Raw genomic sequence first — 19853 nt, forward strand, 5'->3', positions numbered from 1 at the left:
AGTTGTGCTCGTGTCACGCAACATGGTCTACCGGATCAGGACCTGTCCATGCAGGCGAATCACAGAAATTGATCACAATCAGATACGGGCCCTAGACGACCTCACCCACGTCTGGCTCGCCCACGACCCCGAGTCCGCCCAGGACTGGCTCCGGACCAGCCGCCGCCTCCCCTGCCACTGCCCGCTCCGCGCCGCCGGCGGCTGCGCCGCGCCCGGCGAACTGCCCGCCCTGGACGGCGCGATGCGCGACTGGCGGGACAACTACGGCCGCCTGGTCGTCGTCCGCCGCGAGTTCGACGCCGCCGGCGCCGTCGTCCGCACCGCCGTCGGCCTGCACACCCGCAGCGCGCTGACCTACCGCGCCCGCAGCTGGGCGTACCAGTGCGCCACCGCAGGAACCCACCCCACCCCCGTCCCGTGGATCTCCCCCGGCCGCGCCTATCTCCAGAAGCTCCACGAACGCGAGCGCACCCTGGACGGAGTCGCCGCCGTCCTCGGCATCTCGCAGACCCTCACCCGCCAACTCCTGCTCGACGAGGGTGTCAGGAACCGCTCCCGCCCCCAGGTGCCACCAGCCCCGTTTCGTACGCCAGTACCACCGCCTGCACCCGGTCCCGCAGCCCCAGCTTGCCCAGAATCCTCGCCACGTGCGTCTTCACCGTGGTCTGACTGAGCGTCAGGTGCTCCGCCAGCTCGGCATTGCTCAGGCCGCCCGCCATCAGCTGCAGCACCTCCAGCTCCCGGGCCGTGAGTTCGCCGAGATCGCGGTGCAGGTTGTTCCGCGCCTCGTCCCGCTGGGCGAACCGCTCGATCAGCCGCCGCGTGATCGTCGGCGCCAGCAGCGCGTCCCCGGAGCGGACCAACCGTACGGAAGCGACCAGTTGCTCCGGTGAGACGTCCTTCAGCAGGAACCCGCTCGCCCCCGCCTCCAGGGCCGCATAGACGTAGCGGTCCAGGTCGTACGTCGTCAGGATCAGCACCTTCGGTACCGCCTCGCCACCCGCCCCTCCCCCCAGGATCAGCCGGGTCGCCTCCAACCCGTCCATCTCCGGCATCCGGATGTCCATCAGCACCACGTCCGGCCGGGTCCGCCGCACCGCCGCCACGGCCTCGACGCCATTGGTCGCCTCCGCGACGACCTCGATGCCGTCCGTCGCCAGGATCATCCGGAAGCCCGTCCGGACCAGCGTCTGGTCGTCCGCGATCACGGCCCGCAGCGGCGCGCTCAACTCCACAGTCCCTCTCCCCCGTTCACCCGACCGCACGCCAGCGCAGCCGGGCCTTGACCTGGTAGCCGCCGCCGATCCGCCGGCCGGCGTCCAGCTCACCACCATAGAGGGCCAGCCGCTCCCGCATGCCCAGAAGCCCGCGTCCGCCACCCGTTCCGGCCTGCGGCCCGGGGCGGCCGGCGGTGTTGGCGACCTCGATCCGCAGGAAGTCGCCTTCCGGGGCGACCGAGACGGTGGCGGTGGCACCCACCGCGTGCTTGATCGCGTTGGTCAGCGCCTCCTGCACCACCCGGTAGGCCGTCAGGTCGACGCCCGAGGGCAGCGGCTCCTCGGGCAGGGCGAGCGCCAGCTCCACCGGCAGTCCGGCGGCCCGCACCCGGGCCACCAGCTGCTCCAACTGGTCCAGGCCGGGCTGCGGTTCCAGTTCATCGACCGCCTCGACACCCCCGGACACCGCCAACAGCCCCATCACATGCCGCAGTTCCGCCATCGCCGCGCGCCCGGCCGACTCCACCGCGAGCAGCGCCTCGCGCGCCTGCTCGGGGTCGCCGCTGTCCAGCACCCGCCGCCCGGCGCCCGCCTGGATCACCATCATGCTCACGTTGTGGGTGACCACGTCGTGCAGTTCGGCGGCGATCCGGGCCCGTTCCTCCTCCAGCGCCTTGGCCGTGGCCTCGGCCTGGTCGCGTTCCAGGTCGGCCAGCCGCTGGGCGTGGTCGCGCACGCCCTGGCGGTAGAACTGGAACGAGGCGACCAGCAGGCCGACCACGTTGACCAGGACCAACGGCCTGGTGGCGTCCAGGTTTCCGCCGTCGGAGCTGCCCAGGCCGGAGAGCGCCAGCACCCCGCCGAGCAGCAGGCTGCCGAACACGGAGCGCGGGGTGGCGCTGTACCGGATCGCGCTCCACGCGGCTGCGGCGAGGCCGACCAGCGTGGGCCAGGAGGAATAGCCCTGGGCGCTGAGCGCGGCGATCAGCACCAGCCAGTAGACCGTCAGCGGGTAGCGGCGGCGGGCCAGCAGCGGCAGGGTGGTGAGCAGCAGCAGGACGAAGTCCCGGCCCTCCAGCGGGATCGGCGTGCCGCCGTCCGGCGGCACGGGGTAGCAGATCGGGCCCCCCGGTGCGGCGCCGGGCGGCGGCGGGATCGGCGGCACGGAGTCCATCGAGCCGCTGCCGAGCGAGGCCACGGTGCCCTGATAGACCGCCGCGCCGGTGAGCACCAGCGTGGCCAGCGACTCGGCCACCAGCACCCGCGGCCGGGGCCAGGCGGGCCGCCGACCGGTGCGGTCGCGGCGCAGCACCTCGCCCAGCAGGCGGCGCCAGCCTGACGGGGCCTCTTCGGTCACCTCGGGTTCGGTATGCACCGCCATATTCTGCAGACGGACCGGCGCGCTCCGCATCACTCTCCCCGATCATCTCGCCGACCGGGCGGAGTACTCCTCGAGGATGACGCCGCACAGGATCGTCCGCGCGGACGACGAAAGGTCGGTGATCCGGCCGACGCGGCGCCCGCGGACCCGCTCGTACCGTCGAGACCGTCAAGAGCGGCAGGACCGAAGAGGACGGACGACCCGAGATGCCCGATGTGATCGAACTGGCCGAGGTGGCCAGGCAGTACGACTCCACCGGCACCACAGCGCTGGGGCCGGTGTCGCTGACCGTGCCGGCGGGTGAGGCACTGGCCGTCACCGGGCCTTCGGGCAGCGGCAAGTCGACCCTGTTGAACCTGATCGCCGGTCTGGACAAGCCGAGTTCGGGCAGCGTCACGGTGGCCGGGGAGCGGATCGACCGGCTGTCCGAGCGCGGGCTGGCCCGGTTCCGGCGGGACCGGATCGGGATGGTGTTCCAGTTCTTCAACCTGCTGGACGACTTGACGGTGCTGGACAACGTGCTGATGCCGGCCCAGCTGACCGGCCGGGCGGGGCGGGCGGCGACGGCGCGGGGCGGCGAGTTGCTGGAGGCCCTGGGGGTCGCCCGGCACGCCAAGGCGTACCCGGGCCGGCTCTCCGGTGGTGAGCGCCAGCGGGTCGCGGTGGCCCGGGCGCTGGTGAACCGCCCGGACCTGCTGCTGGCGGACGAGCCGACGGGCGCGCTGGACACGGCCTCCGGTGCGGAGGTGCGCGAACTGCTGGTGGAGCTCAACCGGTCGGGGCAGACGGTGGTGCTGGTCACCCACGACCTGGCGCTGGCCGAGGCCTGCGCCAGCCGCCGACTGCTGCTCGTGGACGGCCGGATCGCCCAGGACCGCCGCACCGCAACCGCGAACTCCGCCGCGGCGGTGGCCCGATGAGCCGCGGCGCGGTCGCCGCCGTGGTCCGCGCCGGGGTGGCCCGGCGCAAGCTGCACACCCTGGTGCTGGCGCTGGTCACGCTGGTCGCGGTGACCTCCGCCGTGGTGGCGGGCGCCCTGTTGGTCGCCTCCTCCGCTCCTTTCGACGCCGCCTTCGCCCGCCAGCACGGCGCGAACCTGACCCTGCGGCTGGACGCCAGCAGCGTCACGGCCGGCCAACTCGCCGACACCGCCAAGCTGAACGGGGTGACGGCGACCGCCGGCCCGTTCCCGGCGGCGACCGTCACCCCGCTGATGGACGGCAGTCGGCCGGGCCCGCAGCTCTTCGTGGTGGGCCGGCCCGACGCGGGCGGCGCGGTGGACGACCTGACCATGGTGGCCGGCCACTGGCCCACCGGGCCGGGCCAGGTGGTGGTGTCCACCGCCTACACCGGCCCGCAGTTCGCGCCGGGCAGCACCATGACCACGACCGGCGGGAGCCGCTTCACCATCGTCGGCGTCGCCTCCTCGATCACGGCCAGCGCCGAGGCCTGGGCGCTGCCGGCCACCGTCACGGCGCTGGCCGGCCAGGGCGGGCCGCAGGAGCAGGAGTTGTACCGGTTCTCCGCTGCTCAGGACCAGTCGCGGATCGACGCCGACCGGGCTCTGCTGGCGGCCGCGCTGCCGGGCGGTGCGGTGCTGGGCACCCAGTCGTACCTGGACGCCAAGTTGGCCGCCGACGAGAACGGGCGGGCGATCGCGCCGTTCCTGGTGGCGTTCGGCGGCCTCGGCCTGATGATGTCGGTGATCATCGTGGCGAGCGTGGTGAGCGGCGCGGTCTCCGCGCAGCTGACCCGGATCGGGGTGCTCAAGGCGCTCGGGTTCACGCCGGGTCAGGTGGTCCGCGCCTACCTCTGGCAGGCGCTGCTGCCGGCCGCGTTGGGCACGGTGCTCGGCGTGGCGCTGGGCAATCTGCTGGCGGTGCCGTTCCTGCAGGAGGACCAGCAGGCGGGCGGTTCGGCCACGCTCTCGGTGGCCTGGTGGGTGGATCTGCTGGTCGGGCTCGGCGCGTTGGCGGTGGTCGGGGCGGCGGCGCTGCTGCCGGCCCTGCGGGCCGGGCGGCTGAGCGCGGTGACCGCGCTGTCGATGGGGCGTTCGCCGCGCAGCGGCCGCGGCCAGTGGGCACACCGGCTGACGGCGCGGCTGCCGCTGCCCCGCCCGGTGCGGTACGGGCTGGCGGGCCCGTTCGCCCGTCCGCTGCGCAGTGCGGCGCTGGTCGCGGCCGTGGCGGCGGGGACGGTGGCGGCGACCTTCGCGACCGGCCTGACGGCCTCGGCGAACGCGATCGGCTCCTCCCGGGAGGTGGCCTCGGGGTACACGGCGATGGTGATCCCGATGCGCTTCCCGACCGACCCGCCGCCCGGCCCGGCCAACGGCGGTCCGGGCGACGGCCCAGGCCACCAGGGCCCGGCGCCGACGCTGCTGGACGCCGCCCAGCACGCCAAGCTGGTGGCCGCGATCGAGGCGCAGCCGGGCACCCGGACGTACGTCGCGACCTCGATGACGCAGGCGGAGGTCTCGGGGGTGTCGGGCACGGTTCAGACCCAGCTCTTCACCGGCCCGTCCCTGGCCACCGGCTACGACATGCTGTCCGGGCACTGGCTGACCGGTCCGGGGCAGGTGGTGGCGCCCGCGCACTTCCTGACCAGCACCGGGCACAAGGTCGGCGACACGGTGACGCTCTCGGCCGGGCGGGCGACCGCCAAGGCCGTGATCGTCGGCGAGGCCTTCGCCTCCGGGCACGACGGAATGCAGCTGAGCGCTGACCTGCCGGAGTTGCTGTCCGGTCCGGGTGACATGTCGGTGGACGAGTACGACATCGCGCTGAAGCCGGGCACCGACCGGGCCGCCTACGTGAGCGGACTGACCGCCGCCCTGGCACCGTTGGGCGTCCCGGCCGACCAGCGCGTGGTGGAGACGCCGCACGTGGTGCAGATCGTGGACGCGATGACGGCGCTGCTGACCCTGATGCTGCTGGTGGTGGCGGGCCTTGGGGTGCTCAACGCGGTGCTGTTGGACACCCGGGAGCGGGTGCGCGACCTGGGCATCTGCAAGGCGATCGGTATGACGCCGGGCCAGGTGGGCGCGGTGGTGCTGACCTCCGTGGTGGGGATCGGCCTGCTCGGCGGCGCGCTGGGGGTGCCGGGCGGGATGGCACTGCACTCGGTGATCATGCCGCTGATCGGCCACGGGGTGGACAGCGCGCTGCCCAAACAGGTGACGGACGTCTACCACCTGCTGGAGCTGCTGCTGTTGGGCGCGGGTGGGCTGGCGGTGGCACTCCTGGGCGCCTCGCTGCCGGCGAGTTGGGCGGCCCGGGCCCGGACGGCGGTGGCGCTGCGGGCGGAGTGAGCAGCCGGGAGAATCCGCTGGGGCGTCACCACAGCCGGTGGTGACGCCCCGTCAGTTCTACCCGGCCAGCCGGAACTCCTGGTCGCCGAAGCGCACCTGGTCGCCCGGGCGGACCCGCAGGCCGCCGGCGATCCGGTGCCCGTTCACATGGGTGCCGTTGGTGGAGCCGAGGTCGTAGAGCACCCAGCCGTCCAGCTCGTAGCGCAGTTCGGCGTGGAAGCGGGAGACCGAGGAGTGGTGCAGGCGCAGGCCGGAGCCGGGGATCCGGCCGATCGTCAGCCGGCGGGTGCCGGCCTGCGGCAGGCTGAGGGCGGGCAGCCGCTCGGTGCGCCAGGCCCTGGCCACCCGCGCGCGGAAGCCGGAGAGACGGCCGACGGCGCGCAGCACGAACCCCTCCAGCGGGCTGCTGAGCGGAAGTCCGGCCAGCGCGGCCTCCAGCTCGGCGCGGCTGACGGCGTGCAGCACCAGGTCGATCCGGCCGAGGAAGGTGTCGTGCGAGAGTCGGCCGGTGCTCACACCGGCACGCAGCACGTCGAGTGCCCGCTCCCGCTCGGCCTCCGAGGGCCGGACGGCGCGCGTGGGGAACTCGGCAGAGGTCATGGGCCGATTGTCGGACGCCGCAGGGCCGGAGTCCAGCTCTCAGCGTGTCCGTGCCGCAGCGGGGGTCCGGTTCCGCTGGGTGACGGCCACCAGCGCGCCGAGCACAAGCACGGCCGCCCCGGCGCCCTGCAGCGGGCCGAAGGACTCGCCGAGCAGCAGGGTGGCGCAGAGGGTGTTGACGACGGGCACGTTGAACATCATCAGCGAGGCCTTCGCCGGGCCGACCGTCCCGACGCCGCGGTAGTAGAGCAGGTTGGCCACGGCCGCCGGGCCGATCGCCAGGAACGCGGTGTTGGCCCAGAGGCCGGCCGGCAGCGAGCCCCAGGCGGTGCGGCCGAGGTCGGGCGCGGCGAGCAGGCCGAGCAGCAGGGCGCCGGCGCAGGTGGCGTAGGTGGTGGCGCGCAGCGGGTCCAGGCCGGCCAGCACCCGGGGGCCGACCAGGGTGTAGGCGGCCCAGCAGACGGCGCTCAGCAGGAAGACCAGGTCGCCGAGCAGGCGGGAGGAGCCCGCGTGGCCGCCGCCGTTGCTGCCCAGGAAGAAGAGCACGGCGCCGGCCAGGCCCAGCCCGAGGCCGGCCACCCGGGCCGGGTTGGCCCGCTCCTTGCCGGTCAGCAGCAGGAAGGTGCTGGTCAGGACGGGGCTCATCACCGGGATCAGGATGCCGGCGTCGAGCGAGGGGGCGAGCGAAAGGCCCCAGAAGAAGAGTGCGTTGTAGCCGAAGACGCCCAGTACCCCGGCGCCGGCGGCCAGTCCGCGGGCCCGCCGCGCCACCTGCCGCTGCTCCGCCTGCTGCCGTCCGCCGGTCAGCCGCAGCGCCACCAGCAGCGCCAGCGCGCCGCCGGCGAACCGCAGGAAGGCTCCCACCGAGTGCGGGACGTGCTCGACGACCGCCTTGGAACTGGCGAAGGCGCTCCCCCAGAGCACCATGGTCACCGAGAGGAGCAGGTAGGGGCTGGCGCCCTTGTGGGTGCGCTGGTCGGGCGTGATCGGCTCGTGCGTGTTCGCCAGGTGTGTGTTTCCCATGGGCCGACTGTCCGCGATGCGGTCGGCGGCGGTCTTGAACGCTGGTGCGCGGCCACAATGGGCGGATGGCGAACGAGCGCGGGTGGGTGCGGTACTGGCGGGACGCGGACCGTCCACTGGAGGCGATGCACGCGCACTTCCTGGACCACGTCTACGCCCCGCACAGCCATGACGCCTACTCCTTCGGCATCACCGAGCTGGGCGCGCAGGCGTTCCGCTGCCGCGGCGCCCAGCACACCAGCGCGGCGGGGATGGTGATGGCGCTGAACCCGGACGAGGTGCACGACGGGCGGGCGGCGGCCGACCTGGGCTACGGCTACCGGATCGTCCACCTCGGCCCGTCGGTGGTCCGCTCCGTGCTGGCGGACGCGGCGGCGACGACGGCGCAGGGGCCGCTGCCGCTCTTCGTCCGGCCGGTGCTGACCGACCCCCAGCTGACCGGCTTGCTGGCCGGGTTGCACCGGGCGCTGGTCGGCCAGTCGAGCGCGCTGGAGCAGCAGGAGCTGCTGACCGCCACCGTGCTGGCGCTGGCCACCCGCGGCGCCACCAAACCGCCGCGGCTGCGCCCGCTGGCCGGCTCCGCGCAGCGCCAAGCCGCCCTGCGGGCACGCGCCTTGCTGGACGAGGCCTACCTGGAGCCGCTCTCCGCCGAGGCGCTGGCGGGCGCGGCGGGCTGCAGCCGGTTCGCTCTCTACCGCTCCTTCCGCGCCGAGTTCGGCCTGGCGCCCAGCGACTACCAGCGCCACCTGCGGCTGCGCCGGGCCCGGCTGCTGCTCGCCCGCGGCCTCCCGCTCGCGGAGGCGGCGGGCGCGAGCGGGTTCGCCGACCAGGCGCACTTCACCCGCTGGTTCAAACGGGCCTACGGCATCACGCCCGCGACGTACCAGCGGTCGAGCGGCCGGCGGTAGCGCGTGCCGCGGCGGGAGGCTTCCGTGCGGACGGAAGCGCCAAATTTTCTGACGGAGCATCAGACAACCCCTAGGCTGGCCGCCATGAGGGCAGTGGACTGGCCGGCCGTCGGCCGGCCCCGGGGTGGTGGTCCGCCGGGCGAGGGCCTGCGGGCGCGCAAGAAGCGGCTGACCCGGCGGCGGTTGGCCGAGGCGGCGGCCGAGATGTTCCTGGAGCGCGGGTTCGACGCGGTGCGGGTCGCGGAGATCGCCCAGGCCTGCGGGGTCTCGGAGAAGACGGTCTTCAACTACTTCCCGACCAAGGAGTCGCTGCTGCTCGACCTCGGCGATGCCACCGGGGCCGCGCTGCGCACGGCCCTCGCCGATCCGGACCGCCCGCCGCTGGAGGCCGTGCTGGAGGTGCTGGCGGGCGAGTTGGCCGCGCTCACCTGCTGGCTGGCAGCACAGCCGGACCAGGCCGGAGCCGCTGCCAAGCTGCGGCGGTTCCGCGATCTCACCCGCTCCACCCCGTCGCTGCGCGCCCACCACCGGGACACCGCCGACCGGCTGACCGAGCTCGCGGCCGCCCTACTGGCCGCCCGCACGGCCGGCGACCCGGCGGCGCCCGAGCCGCAGATCGCGGCCGCCGCCCTGCTCGGCCTGTGGCGCGTGCAGTGCCACAGCCTGGGCCGCCACCTGGCGGCGGGCCTGCCAGCCGACCGGCTGCGGGCAGCGGTGACCGAGGAGGTGCGGCGGGCGGCCCGGGTACTGGCCGAAGGGCTGGGGTGACGGGCGAAAGCAGGTTGGCCGGGCCGCGCCGCCCGGGTGTAATGACGACATGACCGCACCGGAAAGCACTTCCGCGCACGTGGAGTTGAACCGCCGGTACTGGGAGGAGCAGGCGTCCGCCTGGCACGGCCCGCTGGCCCGCGGCCACTGGAGCCGGCCGGTGCCCACCTGGGGGCTGTGGAGCATCCCCGAGTCCGAACTGCGCATCCTCCCCGAGGAGCTGGCCGAGCTCGACATCGTCGAGCTGGGCTGCGGCACGGCCTACGTCAGCGCCCGGCTGGCCCGGGCCGGCGCCCGCCCGGTCGGGGTGGACATCTCGCAGGCCCAGCTGGCCACGGCGCGGGCGATGCAGCGCGAGTTCGAGCTGCACTTCCCGCTGCTGCTGGCCGACGCGGAGCGGCTGCCGCTGCGCGACTCCACCTTCGACCTGGCGATCAGCGAGTTCGGCGCCTCGCTCTGGTGCGATCCGCACCGCTGGCTCCCGGAGGCGGCGCGGGTGCTCAGGCCGGGCGGCCGGCTGGTGTTCGGCCGGCGCTCGCCGCTCTTCGCGCTCTGCGCCCGGCCCGACGGGCAGGCCGGGCCGGAGCTGCTGCGCCCGCAGTTCGGCGCGCCGCCGCAGCCGGCCGACGACCACGTCGAGTTCGCCATCGGCCACGGCGAGTTGCTGCGGCTGCTGCGCCGCTGCGGCTTCGTGGTCGACGACCTGATCGAGATCCGGGCACCCTGGCCCGCGGACCGCGACTACCCGGAGGTCAGCGCCGAGTGGGCGCACCAGTGGCCGAGCGAGGAGATCTGGTTGGCGCACCTGGCGGGCTGAACCGTGGCGTTCGGGACTTCTGCGCCTTGAAGAATTCATCTCGTCTGGTGATTCTGCGGTGGCGGATGAGGCCTGCGGCGGTGCCGGCGAAGGCTGCAACGTGGTGAGCCGTGCGTTCGGAGCGGCGGTCGATTCTGGCTGAGAAGTGGTTGTTGCGTGGCCCACGGGCGCCTCTGAATAATGGTCAGCCAGCCATGAGGAGATCAAGCGACCTCACGTCCGTCTGTGTGGAAATAAAAGGGGTTTACATGCGCATTCGCAGTGCGGCAGTCGCACTTGCTTCTGCTGCTGTGATGGCTCTGACTGGAACCAGCACAGCACACGCCAGCACCAGCCACACTGACCCGTTGAGCGTCACAGCGACGGCGGGGCGCACCGGTGGGACGATGAGCCCGAAAGCCAGCGCAAACACGGAGCTGTGGTCGCCCAGGGGCCTGGGCATCTCCATCTGGAAGACCTGGTACAGCGACGGAAACGGTGGCTACTCGGGCAAATTCGAGTGGACCTCTCGCCAGACCAGCGGCGTGTGGGCCGAGCTGCAAGTCTCCTGGGAGTCAGGCAGCCTGGAGCGGAAAAACATGATCCTCGGGAATCTGTACTCCTACAACGGTGCGTACAGCGTCTACATGCGGGCCTGCGACTCCAGTGGCTGCAGCGGCTGGTGGTAACCCCTTAACCGAAAGCGCATAAAAGTGTGCACCGCCCCCTGCTGGCCCGGGCGGGCGACCGCGACGCTTCGGCTTCCGCCGAAGCGTCCGGCGCCTACCGTCGAGCCATGAACCCCGTGCTGCAGGACCTCGAAGTCCACCTCCCCGACCGCCCGGGCGCCCTGGCCGACCTCGGTCAGGCCCTCGGCCGCGCCGGGGTGAGCCTGGAGGGCGGCGGCGTCTTCGGCACCGTCGCGCACTACCTGGTCGACGACGGCCCGCTCGCCCTGCGGACCGTCACCGCCGCCGGCCTCGGCCTCGGGCCGGCCCGGGTGCGCGAGGTGGTGATGACCCGGCTCGATCAGCAAACGCCCGGCCAACTCGGCACCCTGGCCCGGCTGCTGGGCGATGCCGGGGTCAACATCCAGGTCCAGTACAGCGACCACGCGGGCAACCTGGTGCTGCTGGTCGCCGAGGAGCAGGAGGCGGCCTGCCGGCGGGTGGTCGCCGGCTGGGAGGCGCGCCTGCCCGGGTGAGCGGTCCGTCAGTCTTCGGACACCTCCCGCTGGCCGGGAATGCCGGCCCGGTCGTGCTGGAGGTCCCAGAGTTCGCGGAACCGGCCCGAGCGGTCGTCCACCAGCTCCCGGAAGCTGCCGTGCTGGATCACCCGGCCGTGGTCGAGCACCACGATCCGGTCGGCCACCTCGACGTTGGCGAGCCGGTGGGTGACCAGGACCACGGCCCGGTCGCGGGCCACCGAGCGGAGGTTGGCGAAGATCCGGTGCTCGGCGCGCGGGTCCAGGGCGGCGGTCGGCTCGTCCAGCACCAGCAGTCCGGCCGGCCGGTGGAAGGCGCGGGCGATCGCCATCCGCTGCCACTGGCCGCCGGACAGCTCCTCGCCGCCCATCCACTCGGAGGCGAGCAGGGTGCCGAGCCCGTTGCGGAGCTGGTTCACCACCTCGTCGGCGCCGGAGGACGCGGCGGCCCGCCAGACCGCCGCGTCGCCCTCGGCGGTCGGCTGGCCGAGCGTGATGTTCTCCCGGGCGGTGAGCATCCAGCGCGCGTAGTCCTGCGGCACCACGGCGACCTGGCGCCAGAGCGCGTGCGCGTCCAACTCCCGGGTGTCCACGCCGTCCCACTCCACCCGGCCCTGGCCGGCGCCGGGCAGGTAGAGGCCGGCCAGCACCTTGGCGAGCGTGGTCTTGCCGGAGCCGTTCTCGCCGACCAGCGCCAGGATCTCCCCGCGCCGCACCGTGAGGTTGACCGAACTCAGCGCGGTGCGCTCGGAGTTGGGGTAGCGGTAGGCGAGCTCCTTGACGGTGATCCGGTCCGGCGGGCCGGGCACCCGGGAGCCCCGGCTCAGCACGTGGCCGCCGGCGGTGTCGAGGAAACCGGCCCAGTCGTCCAGGTACATGCCGGTGCGGAACAGGTCCGCGCCGTAGCCGACGATGCCGTTGAGCGCGCTGGAGACCGCCGTCAGCGCGACCACGGCGGCGGAGCCGTGCGGCAGGCTCATCCGGCCGCTGACCACCAGCCAGAGCATCACCGTCCAGACCAGCCCGGCACTCAGGCCGGAGACCAGCGCGCCGAGCAGCGACACCTTGGCGGCGGCCCGGGCGGCCTGCCGGGCCTTGCCGTCCAGCCGGCGGCCGACGGTCTCGTACTTCTCCATCAGCACCTGGCCCATGGTGTCCGAACGGACCTGGTCGGCATGGCGCTTGAGGTGGATGTACCAGCGCAGGTTGGCCATGATCCGGCGGTCGCCGATGGTGTCGCGGCTGGACAGGTAGTGCACCCGGGCGGCCCGGACCGAGGCGATGCCCTGCGGCAGCGCGGCCACCACCAGCAGCGGCAGCAGCAGCGGGTGCAGCACGGTCAGCACGCCGGCCGCGCCGACCAGCGAGCCGGCGGAGGAGAGCAGGTTCTGCGCCTCACCGAGGATGTCCACGCAGGTCTCGGCGCCGCGGTCGGCGGCCTCCAGGTCGTCGCTGTAGCCGGCCGTGTCGTAGGCGGTCAGTTCGGTGGCGATGGTGGCGCGCAGCACCGTCGCCTCGGCCTCCCGGGCGATCCGCGGCGAGAGCCGCACGGTGATCGTCTGGATGGTGATCGCCAGCAGCCGGCGCAGCCCCATCGCGGCGGCGATCACCGCGAGCGAGGGCAGCGCGGCCCAGATCCGGGTGGACACCTGCCCGGAGGCGAAGACGGCGCCGATGGTGCCGGTGGTGGCGAACAGTCCGGCCGCACCCAGCACCGCGGAGGCCGCCTGACAGGCCAGCAGTACGGCCACGGCCCGCGGCTCGACCCGCCAGGCGAGGGCGAAGGCCCGCACCACCAGCTGCGGCAGCCGGCGGGCCATCGCACTGACGCTGATCGCGGCGGCCGCCTCGACCTTGCGGCCGTCCGCCTTCCAGACCAGTTCCTCCTCGGGCACCGGCTCGGCGGTGCCGGTCACGGTGCTCATTCGTGGTCCCCCGCCGGCACCGCGGCGATGGTGCGCTCGGCGACGGCCCGGACGTGCTCCTCGAAGAACCACCGCGGATCGCCGCCCATCCGGGCGAGCATCACCAGCGCCGAGAGCGCCACGTCGCAGGTCTCCTTGCGGACGTCGTCCCAGTCGTGCGAATACCCCTTGCGCGGATTGGCCCCGAGCGCACCGATCACCGCCTCGGCGACCTCCCCGGCCTCCTCCTGGAGTTTGAGCGCCTGCACCGTCCAGCGCAGCTCATCGCTCTGCTGGAAGTGTGAATCGAGCTTTTTTGCAAGGGAGTTGACGACATCCCAGATCTCGTTCATGGCTGAGGATACTGCCGCTGTTCGAACCGCTCGATCAAGCGCCCGGCGGTTCTCGGCGGTTCTCGGCGAGCCCGGGTCGAAGGCACCCTTTTCGATTCGGCCCGGGCCCGGCTCACCGCTGTGCGATCACCCATTCGGGGGTGCGGAAGGTGCCCCCGTACATGGGCAGCTCGATCGTCCCGCCGTAGCGAGCGAGTTGGGCCCAGGGACGGTTGATGCCGGCGGAGCCGTGGGTGCGGACCCGGGTGACGGCGTCGAGATCGAGGACGTCGACGAGGATCTCCTCGCCGCTTCCGGCCTGCTGGCGGACGATGCCTTCGGGGTCGACGATGGCGCTCTGGCCGACGGCGGCGGGGTCGGCGGCGTTGACGTTGACCACGTAGATCTGGTTGGTCCAGGCGTTGGCGCGGGCGCAGACCAGTTCCATCTCCCGGTCGCGGGTGGTGGTCAGGGTGGGTTGGATGACGACCTCGGCACCGAGCCAGGCGAGTTGGCGCATGGTCTCGGGGAAGGAGCCGTCGTAGCAGATGGCCAGGCCGATCCGGCCGGTGCCGGGGATGTCGAAGACGGTGAATTCGTTCCCAGGGGCGGCCTGTTCGTAGGGCTGCCAGGGGAAGACCTTGCGGTAGCGGGCGACGATGCCGTCCTCGGGGGAGATCGCGAGCGCGGTGTTGTGGACGGTTCCGCCCTCGGTGCGCTCGAAGACGGAGCCGGGCACCAGCCACAGCCCGGTCCGGCGGGCCAGGGCGCACAGGCGGTCGGTCAGCGGTCCGGGGACCGGCTCGGCGACCTGCTCCATCCATCCCTCGCGGCCCTGCAGCAGCGGTGGTTCGGCGGCGAGCAGCAGTTCGGGGACGACGACGAGCCGGACGTGCGGGAACAGCTCCCGCACGGCGTGGACCTGCTCCTCGAAGCGGTGGTAGGTGGCCTGGAGGTCGTGGGCGACGGGGCGGGTCTGGAGGGCGGCGATGGCCAGGGTGCGCATGGGCGGTTCAGTCCTCGGTGATGATCAGGTCGGTGACGGTGCGGCGACCGTTGCGGAAGAAGTCGGGGAAGCGGAGCCGGAGCAGGGCGGTGAGCGGCAGGCCGAGCACGATCGAGCCGATGCCGAGCAGGAACACCCCGCCGATGCCGCCGATCGAGGTGGCGCCGTAGCCGGGGTCGACCATGTCCCACGCGCTGCGGGCGAAGGCGGCCAGCATCATCAGGCCGCCGGCCAGCGGGAGCAGGCCCTGGACCACCAGGGCCCGTGCGGAGGTGCGCAGGTCGCGGCGGAAGTGCCAGACGCAGGCGAAGGCGGTGGCGCCGTAGTAGGCGCAGACCAGCAGGCCGATGGAGAGCACGGCGTCGCCGAGGAAGGCGGGCGCGGCGGTGCTGAGCAGGACCAGCAGGGCGACGGAGACGACGCCGGTGAAGACGGTGGCGAAGGTGGGGGTGCGGTAGCGGGGGTGCACGCGGGCGAAGGCCTTGGGCATGGCGCCGTGCGCGGCGACCGAGACGTTGGGACGGGAGGTGGAGACGACGCAGGTGAGCAGGGCGGCGACCGCCGAGAGGGCGACGGCGAGTTGGATGCCCTTGGCGACGGTGCCGCCCAGCGCGGCGGGGGCGAGGGTCGCGAGCACGTCCGCGGCGTTGTCCTGGTTGCCGAGCCCGAGGCCCTCGGTGCCGGTGCCGGCGAGGCTGATGGCGGCGACGGCGGTGAACAGGTAGGTGCTGAGCAGGATCAGGGTGGACACGACGGCGGCCCGGCCGGGGGTGCGGGTGCGGTCGCGGGCCTCTTCGTTGACGGTGAGTGCCGCGTCCCAGCCCCAGTAGATGAACAGGCACAGCAGCACCGACTGGGCGAAGGGTCCGGTGCTGTGGAAGCCGAGGGGGTTGAGCCAGGCGGGGCTGGGCGTGGCGGCGCCGTGGTGGGTGAGGGCGGCGGCACCGAAGCCGACGAGGGCGGCGAGCTGGATGGCGACCATGGCGGTCTGCACCGCCGCCGAGAGCTGGACGCCGCGGTAGGCGATGGCGGTGACCAGGGCGATCAGCAGGGTGCCGAGGCAGGTGACCGCCAGGGTCTGGTGGGCGAGCCGGGTGAGGCCGGCGAGGTCGAGCAGGTTGGTGGCGCCGACCTGGGCGAGGGCGGTCATCGCGATGACGGTGGCGGTCTGCGGGAGCCAGTTGCCGAAGATCCAGCCGGACCAGGGCCCGAAGTTCCTGGTGATCCAGACGAAGTTGGTGCCGCAGTCGGGCATGACGCGGTTGAGCTCGCGGAACGCGAAGGCGGTGCACAGGATCGGCACGAAGCCGACGAGCAGGGCGGCGGGTGCGAGGTGGCCGACGGCGAGCACGACCAGGCCCAGGGTGACGGTGATGCTGTAGGCGGGGGCGACCGAGGCCAGGCCGAGGGAGACCATCGACAGCAGGCCGACGGAGTCGGCTGCGAGGCCCTTGTCGGGCGCGGACGCTCTGGCCGCGAGATCGGTGGAGGTGGACATCGGGAGCTCCTGACACGAGGGCCGACGTTGTTAAACGCAGATTTAAGAACCTGGCCCCTCATGCGTCAAGAGCTGGGTTGATAGAGTTGAATCCGGAGTGAGAGAAAGGCCAGGCATGACAGGCGGCAAGGGCGGCGGCAGGAAGAGCAAGGAGGCCCGCCGGGCCGAACTGGGAGCGGCGGTGCACCGCGCCCTGCTCACCCGCGGACTGGAGGGGCTGCGCCTGCGCGACATCGCGGACGAGGCAGGGGTGACCCCTGCGGCGGTGCTCTACTACGGAGACCTGGACGCGCTGGTCTACGAGGCCTACCAGCACGGCATCGAGCGCTACAGCGAGGAGCGCGAACGCGCCGCCGAGCAGTTCACCGACGCCCGCGACCAACTGCGCGCCTGCATCGACATCGGCCCGGCCGCCGGACCGGACGACGCGCTCACCCGGCTGCTCTTCGAGTACTGGCCCCGGTGCCTGCGCGATCCCAAGGCGGCGGCACTCGACAGCGCTCTGACCGAGCGCCAGATCGCCGTCTACTACGGGATTCTGGTGCTCGGCCAGAACCAGGGGCACTTCCGGCTCGCGGACCCGCCGCGGCTGCTGGCGGCCAACTTCGTCGCGATGGAGGACGGCTACCAGATGGAGATCCTGGCCGGACGCCGCAGCCGCGCCGAGGTTGTCACCGCACTGCGCAGCCTCGCCCGCGCGGTCACCGGCTCCGACCTGGGCTGAGCTTCAGAGCCTTGCGCGTCCCCGGACTAGCCGGAGGCGCCGTTCCACTGCCCCCGGCGCTGCTCCGTTGGCCGGCCTGGCCGCGCTGCGGCAGGAGTTCAGGATCACCACCCGCTTCCGGCCCGGCGGGCGCGGGGTCAGAAGCGGGGTCACAGCGGTGTCAGAGCGGATCGCCCCGGCGGTCCGCGCGACGGGCGGCCAGTCGGGCTCCGCAGACCACCAGGGTCACCAGCCAGACCGCCCCGAAGAGCGCCAGCGCGGTGGGCGTGTGGTCGCGCGGCGCGGCCAGCGCGAGGCTGGCCGAGAGCACCACCAGCACCGCCGCGATCGCCACCGGCCAGCGGCCGGCCGCGCGCAGGGCGCCGCGGAGGCGCTCCACCGGGCGCGGGCGCATGCTGCTGAGTGCGCGATCGAGCCGCCGGTCGGTGCGCAGTTCCGCTTCGATCTCGGCGAGGATCCGCCGCTCGCGCTGGGAGAGGATGGTCCCGTCCATCACCCGTCACCTCCGGTCCGTTCGCTGATCGCCGTCCCGTGGACCTGCCCAGCGGGGCGTGCGGCAAACGCCGCGCGCCACGGGAAGCAGACCGCCGCCCACCCCGCCCCGCGGTCTGGGCCGGCGGCGCCCCGGGCGGCGACAGGCGCGGGCGGGTCCGGAGACCGGGTGGGCGGGGGCATGGGTCGGGCTTCCGTCCGTCGTTCGATCGTCGAATCAGCTGGTGGAGGCGGCCGCGCTGATCTCCGCCAGGGCGGACCCGCGGTCGCGTTCGATGGCCAGGTCGCCGAGGCTCAGGATGCCGACCGGGCGACCGTCCTCCACCACGGGGATCCGGCGCACCGACAGACTGCGCATCAGGTCGATCGCATGGTCGACCTCGTCGCCCGGCGCCACACTGACCGGCTCGGTGCTGCAGATGTCGTCGGCGCACAGCCGGTCCGGGTCACCGCCGTCGGCCATGGCGCGCACCACCAGGTCGCGGTCGGTGAGGATGCCGGTGAGCCGGCCGTCCTCGGCCACCAGCACGTCGCCGATGTCGTTCTCGCGCATCCGGCGGGCGACGTCGGTCAGGCTGGTCCGGCCGGCCACCGTCACCGGCTGATAGGTCATCAGGTCACGGACGGTCATGATCGGCTCCCTGTGTCGTGGTGTCGAGCGCGCTGCGGCGCTCCAGCACCGTGAGCGCGTCCTCCGCGGCCTGCCACAGCCCCGGCGCGTGCTGCACCGGGACGGCCGGCGGCGCCTCCGGGCCGTGCGTGAGCAGGATGCCCGTGACGCCGCCCGCCTCGGCGGCCGCCACGGTGCCCGGCCGGGCCCCAACGAAGACCAGCCGGCCGGGGGGAAGCGCCAGGGTCCGGCTCGCCGCCTGCACCAGGCCGGGCGCGGGATGGTGGCATCCGCAGTGGTCGTACGGGGCGTGCGGGCAGAGCGCCCACACGTCGAAGGGCCCGAGCAACTGCTCGACCCGCAGCCGGACCGCCTCCACCTGCCGCGGTGTCACCGCGCCGTGGGCCGCCCGGGGCTGCTCGGCCAGCACGCCGACCGCGAGTCCCGACCGGCGCAGCAGGGCGACGGTCGGTCCGGCCGCGGGCAGCGGCCGGACCCAGCCCGGTTCGGCGAGGTTCGGCAGGCTCTGGATCAGGACGTCGAGCTCCAGCAGCACGGCGGCGGGCCACCCGCCGCTCCCGGTCCGCCCCGGCCACACCCACGGCGCCGCGGCGCACGGCCGCGGCTCGCGGAGGTGCGGTGGCCCGGGCGTCCTGCGGGTCCGCGTCGTCTCGAAGTCGTTCATGGCGAGCGGCTATCCAGCTGGGTTGGGGCCAAACGCCGCGCGGTGTGTCCGATGCCCCCGACGGGGTAGGCGCGCGGTGTCGGAGGAGGCCGTCATGACCGAGCAGCGGAACGAGCGCCCGGAAGATCCGGGACACCCCGAACAGCGAGATGCGGAAACAGTGGAGACGCCCGAGTCGCGGATGACGGGCGAGGGCGCGCCGGCGCCGGACGAGCGGGCGAAGGACGGGGCCGACGGCCCCGAGTTCGCGCCCACGAACGCGGGAGGCGAGTAAGCGTGGATGTCCTGTGGGCCGGACGAATGGACGGGCGCGACCCGGTGCCGCCGATCCCCGTTCCCGAGCCGGGACCGGTCCCGGCGCCCGACCCGGTACCGCCGGCGCCCGAACCGCTGCCGCCCGATCCGCCGATGCCGCCTGCCCCGCCCACGCCGCCGGCACCCATGCCGCCGCCACCCGCCAGGCCCGACCCGGTGACCAGGCGGCGGCCCGAACTCTGGAGGTTTTCCGATGCTGATGCTCGGACTGCTCCTGCTGGCTGCCACCGGTGCCTTCACCGGCCTGGTGATCGCCGACAACATGAACGCCGGACCGGACACGACCGTGACGGCCATCGGCAATGACATCGCCACCATGTCGCCGCTCGCGATGTTCCTGTCGGGCATCGCGCTGGCGCTGATCCTGGTGATCGGCGGCGTCCTCGTCCTCACGGGCATCGCCCACGCCCGCCGCCGCCGCGCCGACCTGCGCGCCGCCCGCATGGCCGGCACCACCCGCGACCCGGCCGCCGGCCAGGGGCTGACGGAGGCCGACGCCCCGGTCAGCCGGGCCACAGAGCCGGGGCACAGCGTGCCGACCTACCGTGCAGAGGCCGATGCCACACAGGACCCGGCCACCGGCCAGGGCCTGACGGAGGCCGACGCCCCCGTCAGTCGAGGCACAGAGCCGGGGCACAGCCTGCCGACCTACCGTGCAGAGGCTGATACCACCCGCGACCCGGCCGCCAGCCAGGGCCTGACGGAGGCCGACGCCCCCGTCAGCCGGGCCACGGAGCCGCGGCACAGCCTGCCGACCTACCGCGCCGAGGCCGACACCGCCCAGGACACCTCGGAACCCGGCCCGGTCAGCTACCCCGCCGAGGCCGAAGCCGAGCCCACCGGCCCGGGCCGCGAGCCCCCGCCGGACGCGCCGGCCCAGTCACACCACAGCAGCGGCCGTCGCTGGCGCCGGAACCACTTCGCCCACCACTGAGGACGCCGGGCCGGTGTGATCGATCGCTGGGAGCGTCTGGCTGGACCTCCACTGGGGGCAACCCGCTCGGCCGGGTCCACCGGAGCTACCCGGCACGGTCACCACCGGGGAACCACCCGGCGGGGGGGGGGGGGGGGGGGGGGGGG

At 73.6% G+C, this 19853-nt stretch carries 21 protein-coding genes; 10 read left to right on the forward strand and 11 right to left on the reverse strand.

From position 1 onward, the window contains the following. Positions 1 to 542 precede the first annotated feature (542 nt). Positions 543 to 1229, reverse strand: a complete 687-nt coding sequence (locus tag ACFYNO_RS25520) for a response regulator (RefSeq protein WP_388017303.1) — start codon at positions 1227 to 1229, stop codon at positions 543 to 545. A 22-nt stretch (positions 1230 to 1251) separates the two neighbouring features. After that, a complete protein-coding gene (locus tag ACFYNO_RS25525; protein WP_388016849.1) occupies positions 1252 to 2592 on the reverse strand; it encodes a sensor histidine kinase in 1341 nt (446 codons plus the stop codon). A 212-nt stretch (positions 2593 to 2804) separates the two neighbouring features. Between ACFYNO_RS25525 and ACFYNO_RS25530 the strand changes: the two genes are divergently transcribed. Together ACFYNO_RS25530 and ACFYNO_RS25535 are read left to right on the forward strand one after the other, a co-directional pair. Then, positions 2805 to 3518, forward strand: coding sequence for an ABC transporter ATP-binding protein (locus tag ACFYNO_RS25530; RefSeq protein ID WP_388016852.1), 714 nt, complete (start codon positions 2805 to 2807; stop codon positions 3516 to 3518). Continuing rightward, positions 3515 to 5908, forward strand: a complete 2394-nt coding sequence (locus ACFYNO_RS25535; protein WP_388016855.1) for an FtsX-like permease family protein — start codon at positions 3515 to 3517, stop codon at positions 5906 to 5908. Before ACFYNO_RS25530 ends, ACFYNO_RS25535 begins: the two co-directional genes overlap by 4 nt. A gap of 57 nt (positions 5909 to 5965) precedes the next feature. Here ACFYNO_RS25535 and ACFYNO_RS25540 read toward each other — a convergent pair whose 3' ends face one another. Next, entirely contained in the window at positions 5966 to 6508 is a 543-nt protein-coding gene (locus tag ACFYNO_RS25540; RefSeq protein WP_388016858.1) for an FHA domain-containing protein, read from the reverse strand. 39 nt (positions 6509 to 6547) lie between these two features. Then, the gene (locus ACFYNO_RS25545; protein WP_388016861.1) at positions 6548 to 7531 is read right to left on the reverse strand and encodes a DMT family transporter; all 984 of its coding nucleotides are present in this window, start codon (positions 7529 to 7531) and stop codon (positions 6548 to 6550) included. 65 nt (positions 7532 to 7596) lie between these two features. On the opposite strand from ACFYNO_RS25545, the gene ACFYNO_RS25550 reads away from it, so the two are divergent. From ACFYNO_RS25550 to ACFYNO_RS25570, 5 genes are all read left to right on the forward strand, one after another. Beyond that, positions 7597 to 8439 carry an AraC family transcriptional regulator gene (locus ACFYNO_RS25550; protein WP_388016864.1) on the forward strand — a complete coding sequence of 281 codons (843 nt, stop codon included), beginning with the start codon at positions 7597 to 7599 and terminating at the stop codon, positions 8437 to 8439. 84 nt (positions 8440 to 8523) lie between these two features. Further along, entirely contained in the window at positions 8524 to 9207 is a 684-nt protein-coding gene (locus ACFYNO_RS25555) for a helix-turn-helix domain-containing protein (RefSeq protein WP_388016867.1), read from the forward strand. Between the two features lie 49 nt (positions 9208 to 9256). Further along, positions 9257 to 10024, forward strand: coding sequence for a class I SAM-dependent methyltransferase (locus ACFYNO_RS25560; RefSeq protein ID WP_388016870.1), 768 nt, complete (start codon positions 9257 to 9259; stop codon positions 10022 to 10024). A gap of 248 nt (positions 10025 to 10272) precedes the next feature. Then, positions 10273 to 10692 carry a hypothetical protein gene (locus ACFYNO_RS25565; RefSeq protein WP_388016873.1) on the forward strand — a complete coding sequence of 140 codons (420 nt, stop codon included), beginning with the start codon at positions 10273 to 10275 and terminating at the stop codon, positions 10690 to 10692. 107 nt (positions 10693 to 10799) lie between these two features. Further along, entirely contained in the window at positions 10800 to 11207 is a 408-nt protein-coding gene (locus ACFYNO_RS25570; RefSeq protein WP_388016876.1) for an ACT domain-containing protein, read from the forward strand. Positions 11208 to 11215: 8 nt separating this feature from the next. Here ACFYNO_RS25570 and ACFYNO_RS25575 read toward each other — a convergent pair whose 3' ends face one another. The 4 genes from ACFYNO_RS25575 to ACFYNO_RS25590 form a co-directional block, all read right to left on the reverse strand. Further along, entirely contained in the window at positions 11216 to 13132 is a 1917-nt protein-coding gene (locus tag ACFYNO_RS25575) for an ABC transporter ATP-binding protein (protein ID WP_388016879.1), read from the reverse strand. Then, positions 13129 to 13464, reverse strand: a complete 336-nt coding sequence (locus tag ACFYNO_RS25580) for a MazG-like family protein (RefSeq protein WP_388016882.1) — start codon at positions 13462 to 13464, stop codon at positions 13129 to 13131. Before ACFYNO_RS25580 ends, ACFYNO_RS25575 begins: the two co-directional genes overlap by 4 nt. Before the next feature lie 112 nt (positions 13465 to 13576). Further along, on the reverse strand, positions 13577 to 14449 hold the full coding sequence (locus ACFYNO_RS25585) for a carbon-nitrogen hydrolase family protein (protein WP_388016885.1): 873 nt from the start codon (positions 14447 to 14449) through the stop codon (positions 13577 to 13579). Between the two features lie 7 nt (positions 14450 to 14456). After that, on the reverse strand, positions 14457 to 15947 hold the full coding sequence (locus tag ACFYNO_RS25590) for an APC family permease (RefSeq protein ID WP_388016888.1): 1491 nt from the start codon (positions 15945 to 15947) through the stop codon (positions 14457 to 14459). Between the two features lie 115 nt (positions 15948 to 16062). Here ACFYNO_RS25590 and ACFYNO_RS25595 point away from each other — a divergent pair, with 115 nt between their 5' ends. Beyond that, entirely contained in the window at positions 16063 to 16671 is a 609-nt protein-coding gene (locus tag ACFYNO_RS25595) for a TetR/AcrR family transcriptional regulator (RefSeq protein ID WP_388016891.1), read from the forward strand. 160 nt (positions 16672 to 16831) lie between these two features. Here ACFYNO_RS25595 and ACFYNO_RS25600 read toward each other — a convergent pair whose 3' ends face one another. From ACFYNO_RS25600 to ACFYNO_RS25610, 3 genes are all read right to left on the reverse strand, one after another. Further along, a complete protein-coding gene (locus tag ACFYNO_RS25600; RefSeq protein ID WP_388016894.1) occupies positions 16832 to 17164 on the reverse strand; it encodes a DUF3040 domain-containing protein in 333 nt (110 codons plus the stop codon). A 216-nt stretch (positions 17165 to 17380) separates the two neighbouring features. Further along, positions 17381 to 17794 (reverse strand): CBS domain-containing protein, encoded by a 414-nt coding sequence (locus tag ACFYNO_RS25605; RefSeq protein ID WP_388016897.1) that lies wholly within the window; start codon positions 17792 to 17794, stop codon positions 17381 to 17383. After that, positions 17781 to 18329, reverse strand: a complete 549-nt coding sequence (locus tag ACFYNO_RS25610; protein ID WP_388016900.1) for a haloacid dehalogenase — start codon at positions 18327 to 18329, stop codon at positions 17781 to 17783. The genes ACFYNO_RS25605 and ACFYNO_RS25610 overlap by 14 nt, the downstream gene beginning before the upstream one ends. Positions 18330 to 18552: 223 nt before the next feature. Here ACFYNO_RS25610 and ACFYNO_RS25615 point away from each other — a divergent pair, with 223 nt between their 5' ends. Both ACFYNO_RS25615 and ACFYNO_RS25620 read left to right on the forward strand, forming a co-directional pair. Continuing rightward, positions 18553 to 18732: a hypothetical protein gene (locus ACFYNO_RS25615; protein ID WP_388016902.1), complete on the forward strand. Its 180-nt coding sequence runs from the start codon at positions 18553 to 18555 to the stop codon at positions 18730 to 18732. A gap of 234 nt (positions 18733 to 18966) precedes the next feature. Then, a complete protein-coding gene (locus tag ACFYNO_RS25620) occupies positions 18967 to 19707 on the forward strand; it encodes a hypothetical protein (protein ID WP_388016905.1) in 741 nt (246 codons plus the stop codon). Positions 19708 to 19853: the final 146 nt, after the last annotated feature.

It is taken from the genome of Kitasatospora sp. NPDC006697 (assembly GCF_042869935.1).
Classification (GTDB): Bacteria; Actinomycetota; Actinomycetes; order Streptomycetales; family Streptomycetaceae; genus Kitasatospora.

What these genes read in the sequence shown, in the direction of transcription:
- ACFYNO_RS25605 (WP_388016897.1), bottom strand. Translation starts at nt 17,794, where the DNA reads ATGACCGTCCGTGACCTGATGACCTATCAGCCGGTGACGGTGGCCGGC.
- ACFYNO_RS25585 (WP_388016885.1), bottom strand. Translation starts at nt 14,449, where the DNA reads ATGCGCACCCTGGCCATCGCCGCCCTCCAGACCCGCCCCGTCGCCCAC.
- ACFYNO_RS25615 (WP_388016902.1), top strand. Translation starts at nt 18,553, where the DNA reads ATGACCGAGCAGCGGAACGAGCGCCCGGAAGATCCGGGACACCCCGAA.
- ACFYNO_RS25550 (WP_388016864.1), top strand. Translation starts at nt 7,597, where the DNA reads ATGGCGAACGAGCGCGGGTGGGTGCGGTACTGGCGGGACGCGGACCGT.
- ACFYNO_RS25600 (WP_388016894.1), bottom strand. Translation starts at nt 17,164, where the DNA reads ATGGACGGGACCATCCTCTCCCAGCGCGAGCGGCGGATCCTCGCCGAG.
- ACFYNO_RS25580 (WP_388016882.1), bottom strand. Translation starts at nt 13,464, where the DNA reads ATGAACGAGATCTGGGATGTCGTCAACTCCCTTGCAAAAAAGCTCGAT.
- ACFYNO_RS25620 (WP_388016905.1), top strand. Translation starts at nt 18,967, where the DNA reads ATGCTGATGCTCGGACTGCTCCTGCTGGCTGCCACCGGTGCCTTCACC.
- ACFYNO_RS25560 (WP_388016870.1), top strand. Translation starts at nt 9,257, where the DNA reads ATGACCGCACCGGAAAGCACTTCCGCGCACGTGGAGTTGAACCGCCGG.
- ACFYNO_RS25595 (WP_388016891.1), top strand. Translation starts at nt 16,063, where the DNA reads ATGACAGGCGGCAAGGGCGGCGGCAGGAAGAGCAAGGAGGCCCGCCGG.
- ACFYNO_RS25555 (WP_388016867.1), top strand. Translation starts at nt 8,524, where the DNA reads ATGAGGGCAGTGGACTGGCCGGCCGTCGGCCGGCCCCGGGGTGGTGGT.
- ACFYNO_RS25565 (WP_388016873.1), top strand. Translation starts at nt 10,273, where the DNA reads ATGCGCATTCGCAGTGCGGCAGTCGCACTTGCTTCTGCTGCTGTGATG.
- ACFYNO_RS25545 (WP_388016861.1), bottom strand. Translation starts at nt 7,531, where the DNA reads ATGGGAAACACACACCTGGCGAACACGCACGAGCCGATCACGCCCGAC.
- ACFYNO_RS25575 (WP_388016879.1), bottom strand. Translation starts at nt 13,132, where the DNA reads ATGAGCACCGTGACCGGCACCGCCGAGCCGGTGCCCGAGGAGGAACTG.
- ACFYNO_RS25570 (WP_388016876.1), top strand. Translation starts at nt 10,800, where the DNA reads ATGAACCCCGTGCTGCAGGACCTCGAAGTCCACCTCCCCGACCGCCCG.
- ACFYNO_RS25590 (WP_388016888.1), bottom strand. Translation starts at nt 15,947, where the DNA reads ATGTCCACCTCCACCGATCTCGCGGCCAGAGCGTCCGCGCCCGACAAG.
- ACFYNO_RS25535 (WP_388016855.1), top strand. Translation starts at nt 3,515, where the DNA reads ATGAGCCGCGGCGCGGTCGCCGCCGTGGTCCGCGCCGGGGTGGCCCGG.
- ACFYNO_RS25540 (WP_388016858.1), bottom strand. Translation starts at nt 6,508, where the DNA reads ATGACCTCTGCCGAGTTCCCCACGCGCGCCGTCCGGCCCTCGGAGGCC.
- ACFYNO_RS25530 (WP_388016852.1), top strand. Translation starts at nt 2,805, where the DNA reads ATGCCCGATGTGATCGAACTGGCCGAGGTGGCCAGGCAGTACGACTCC.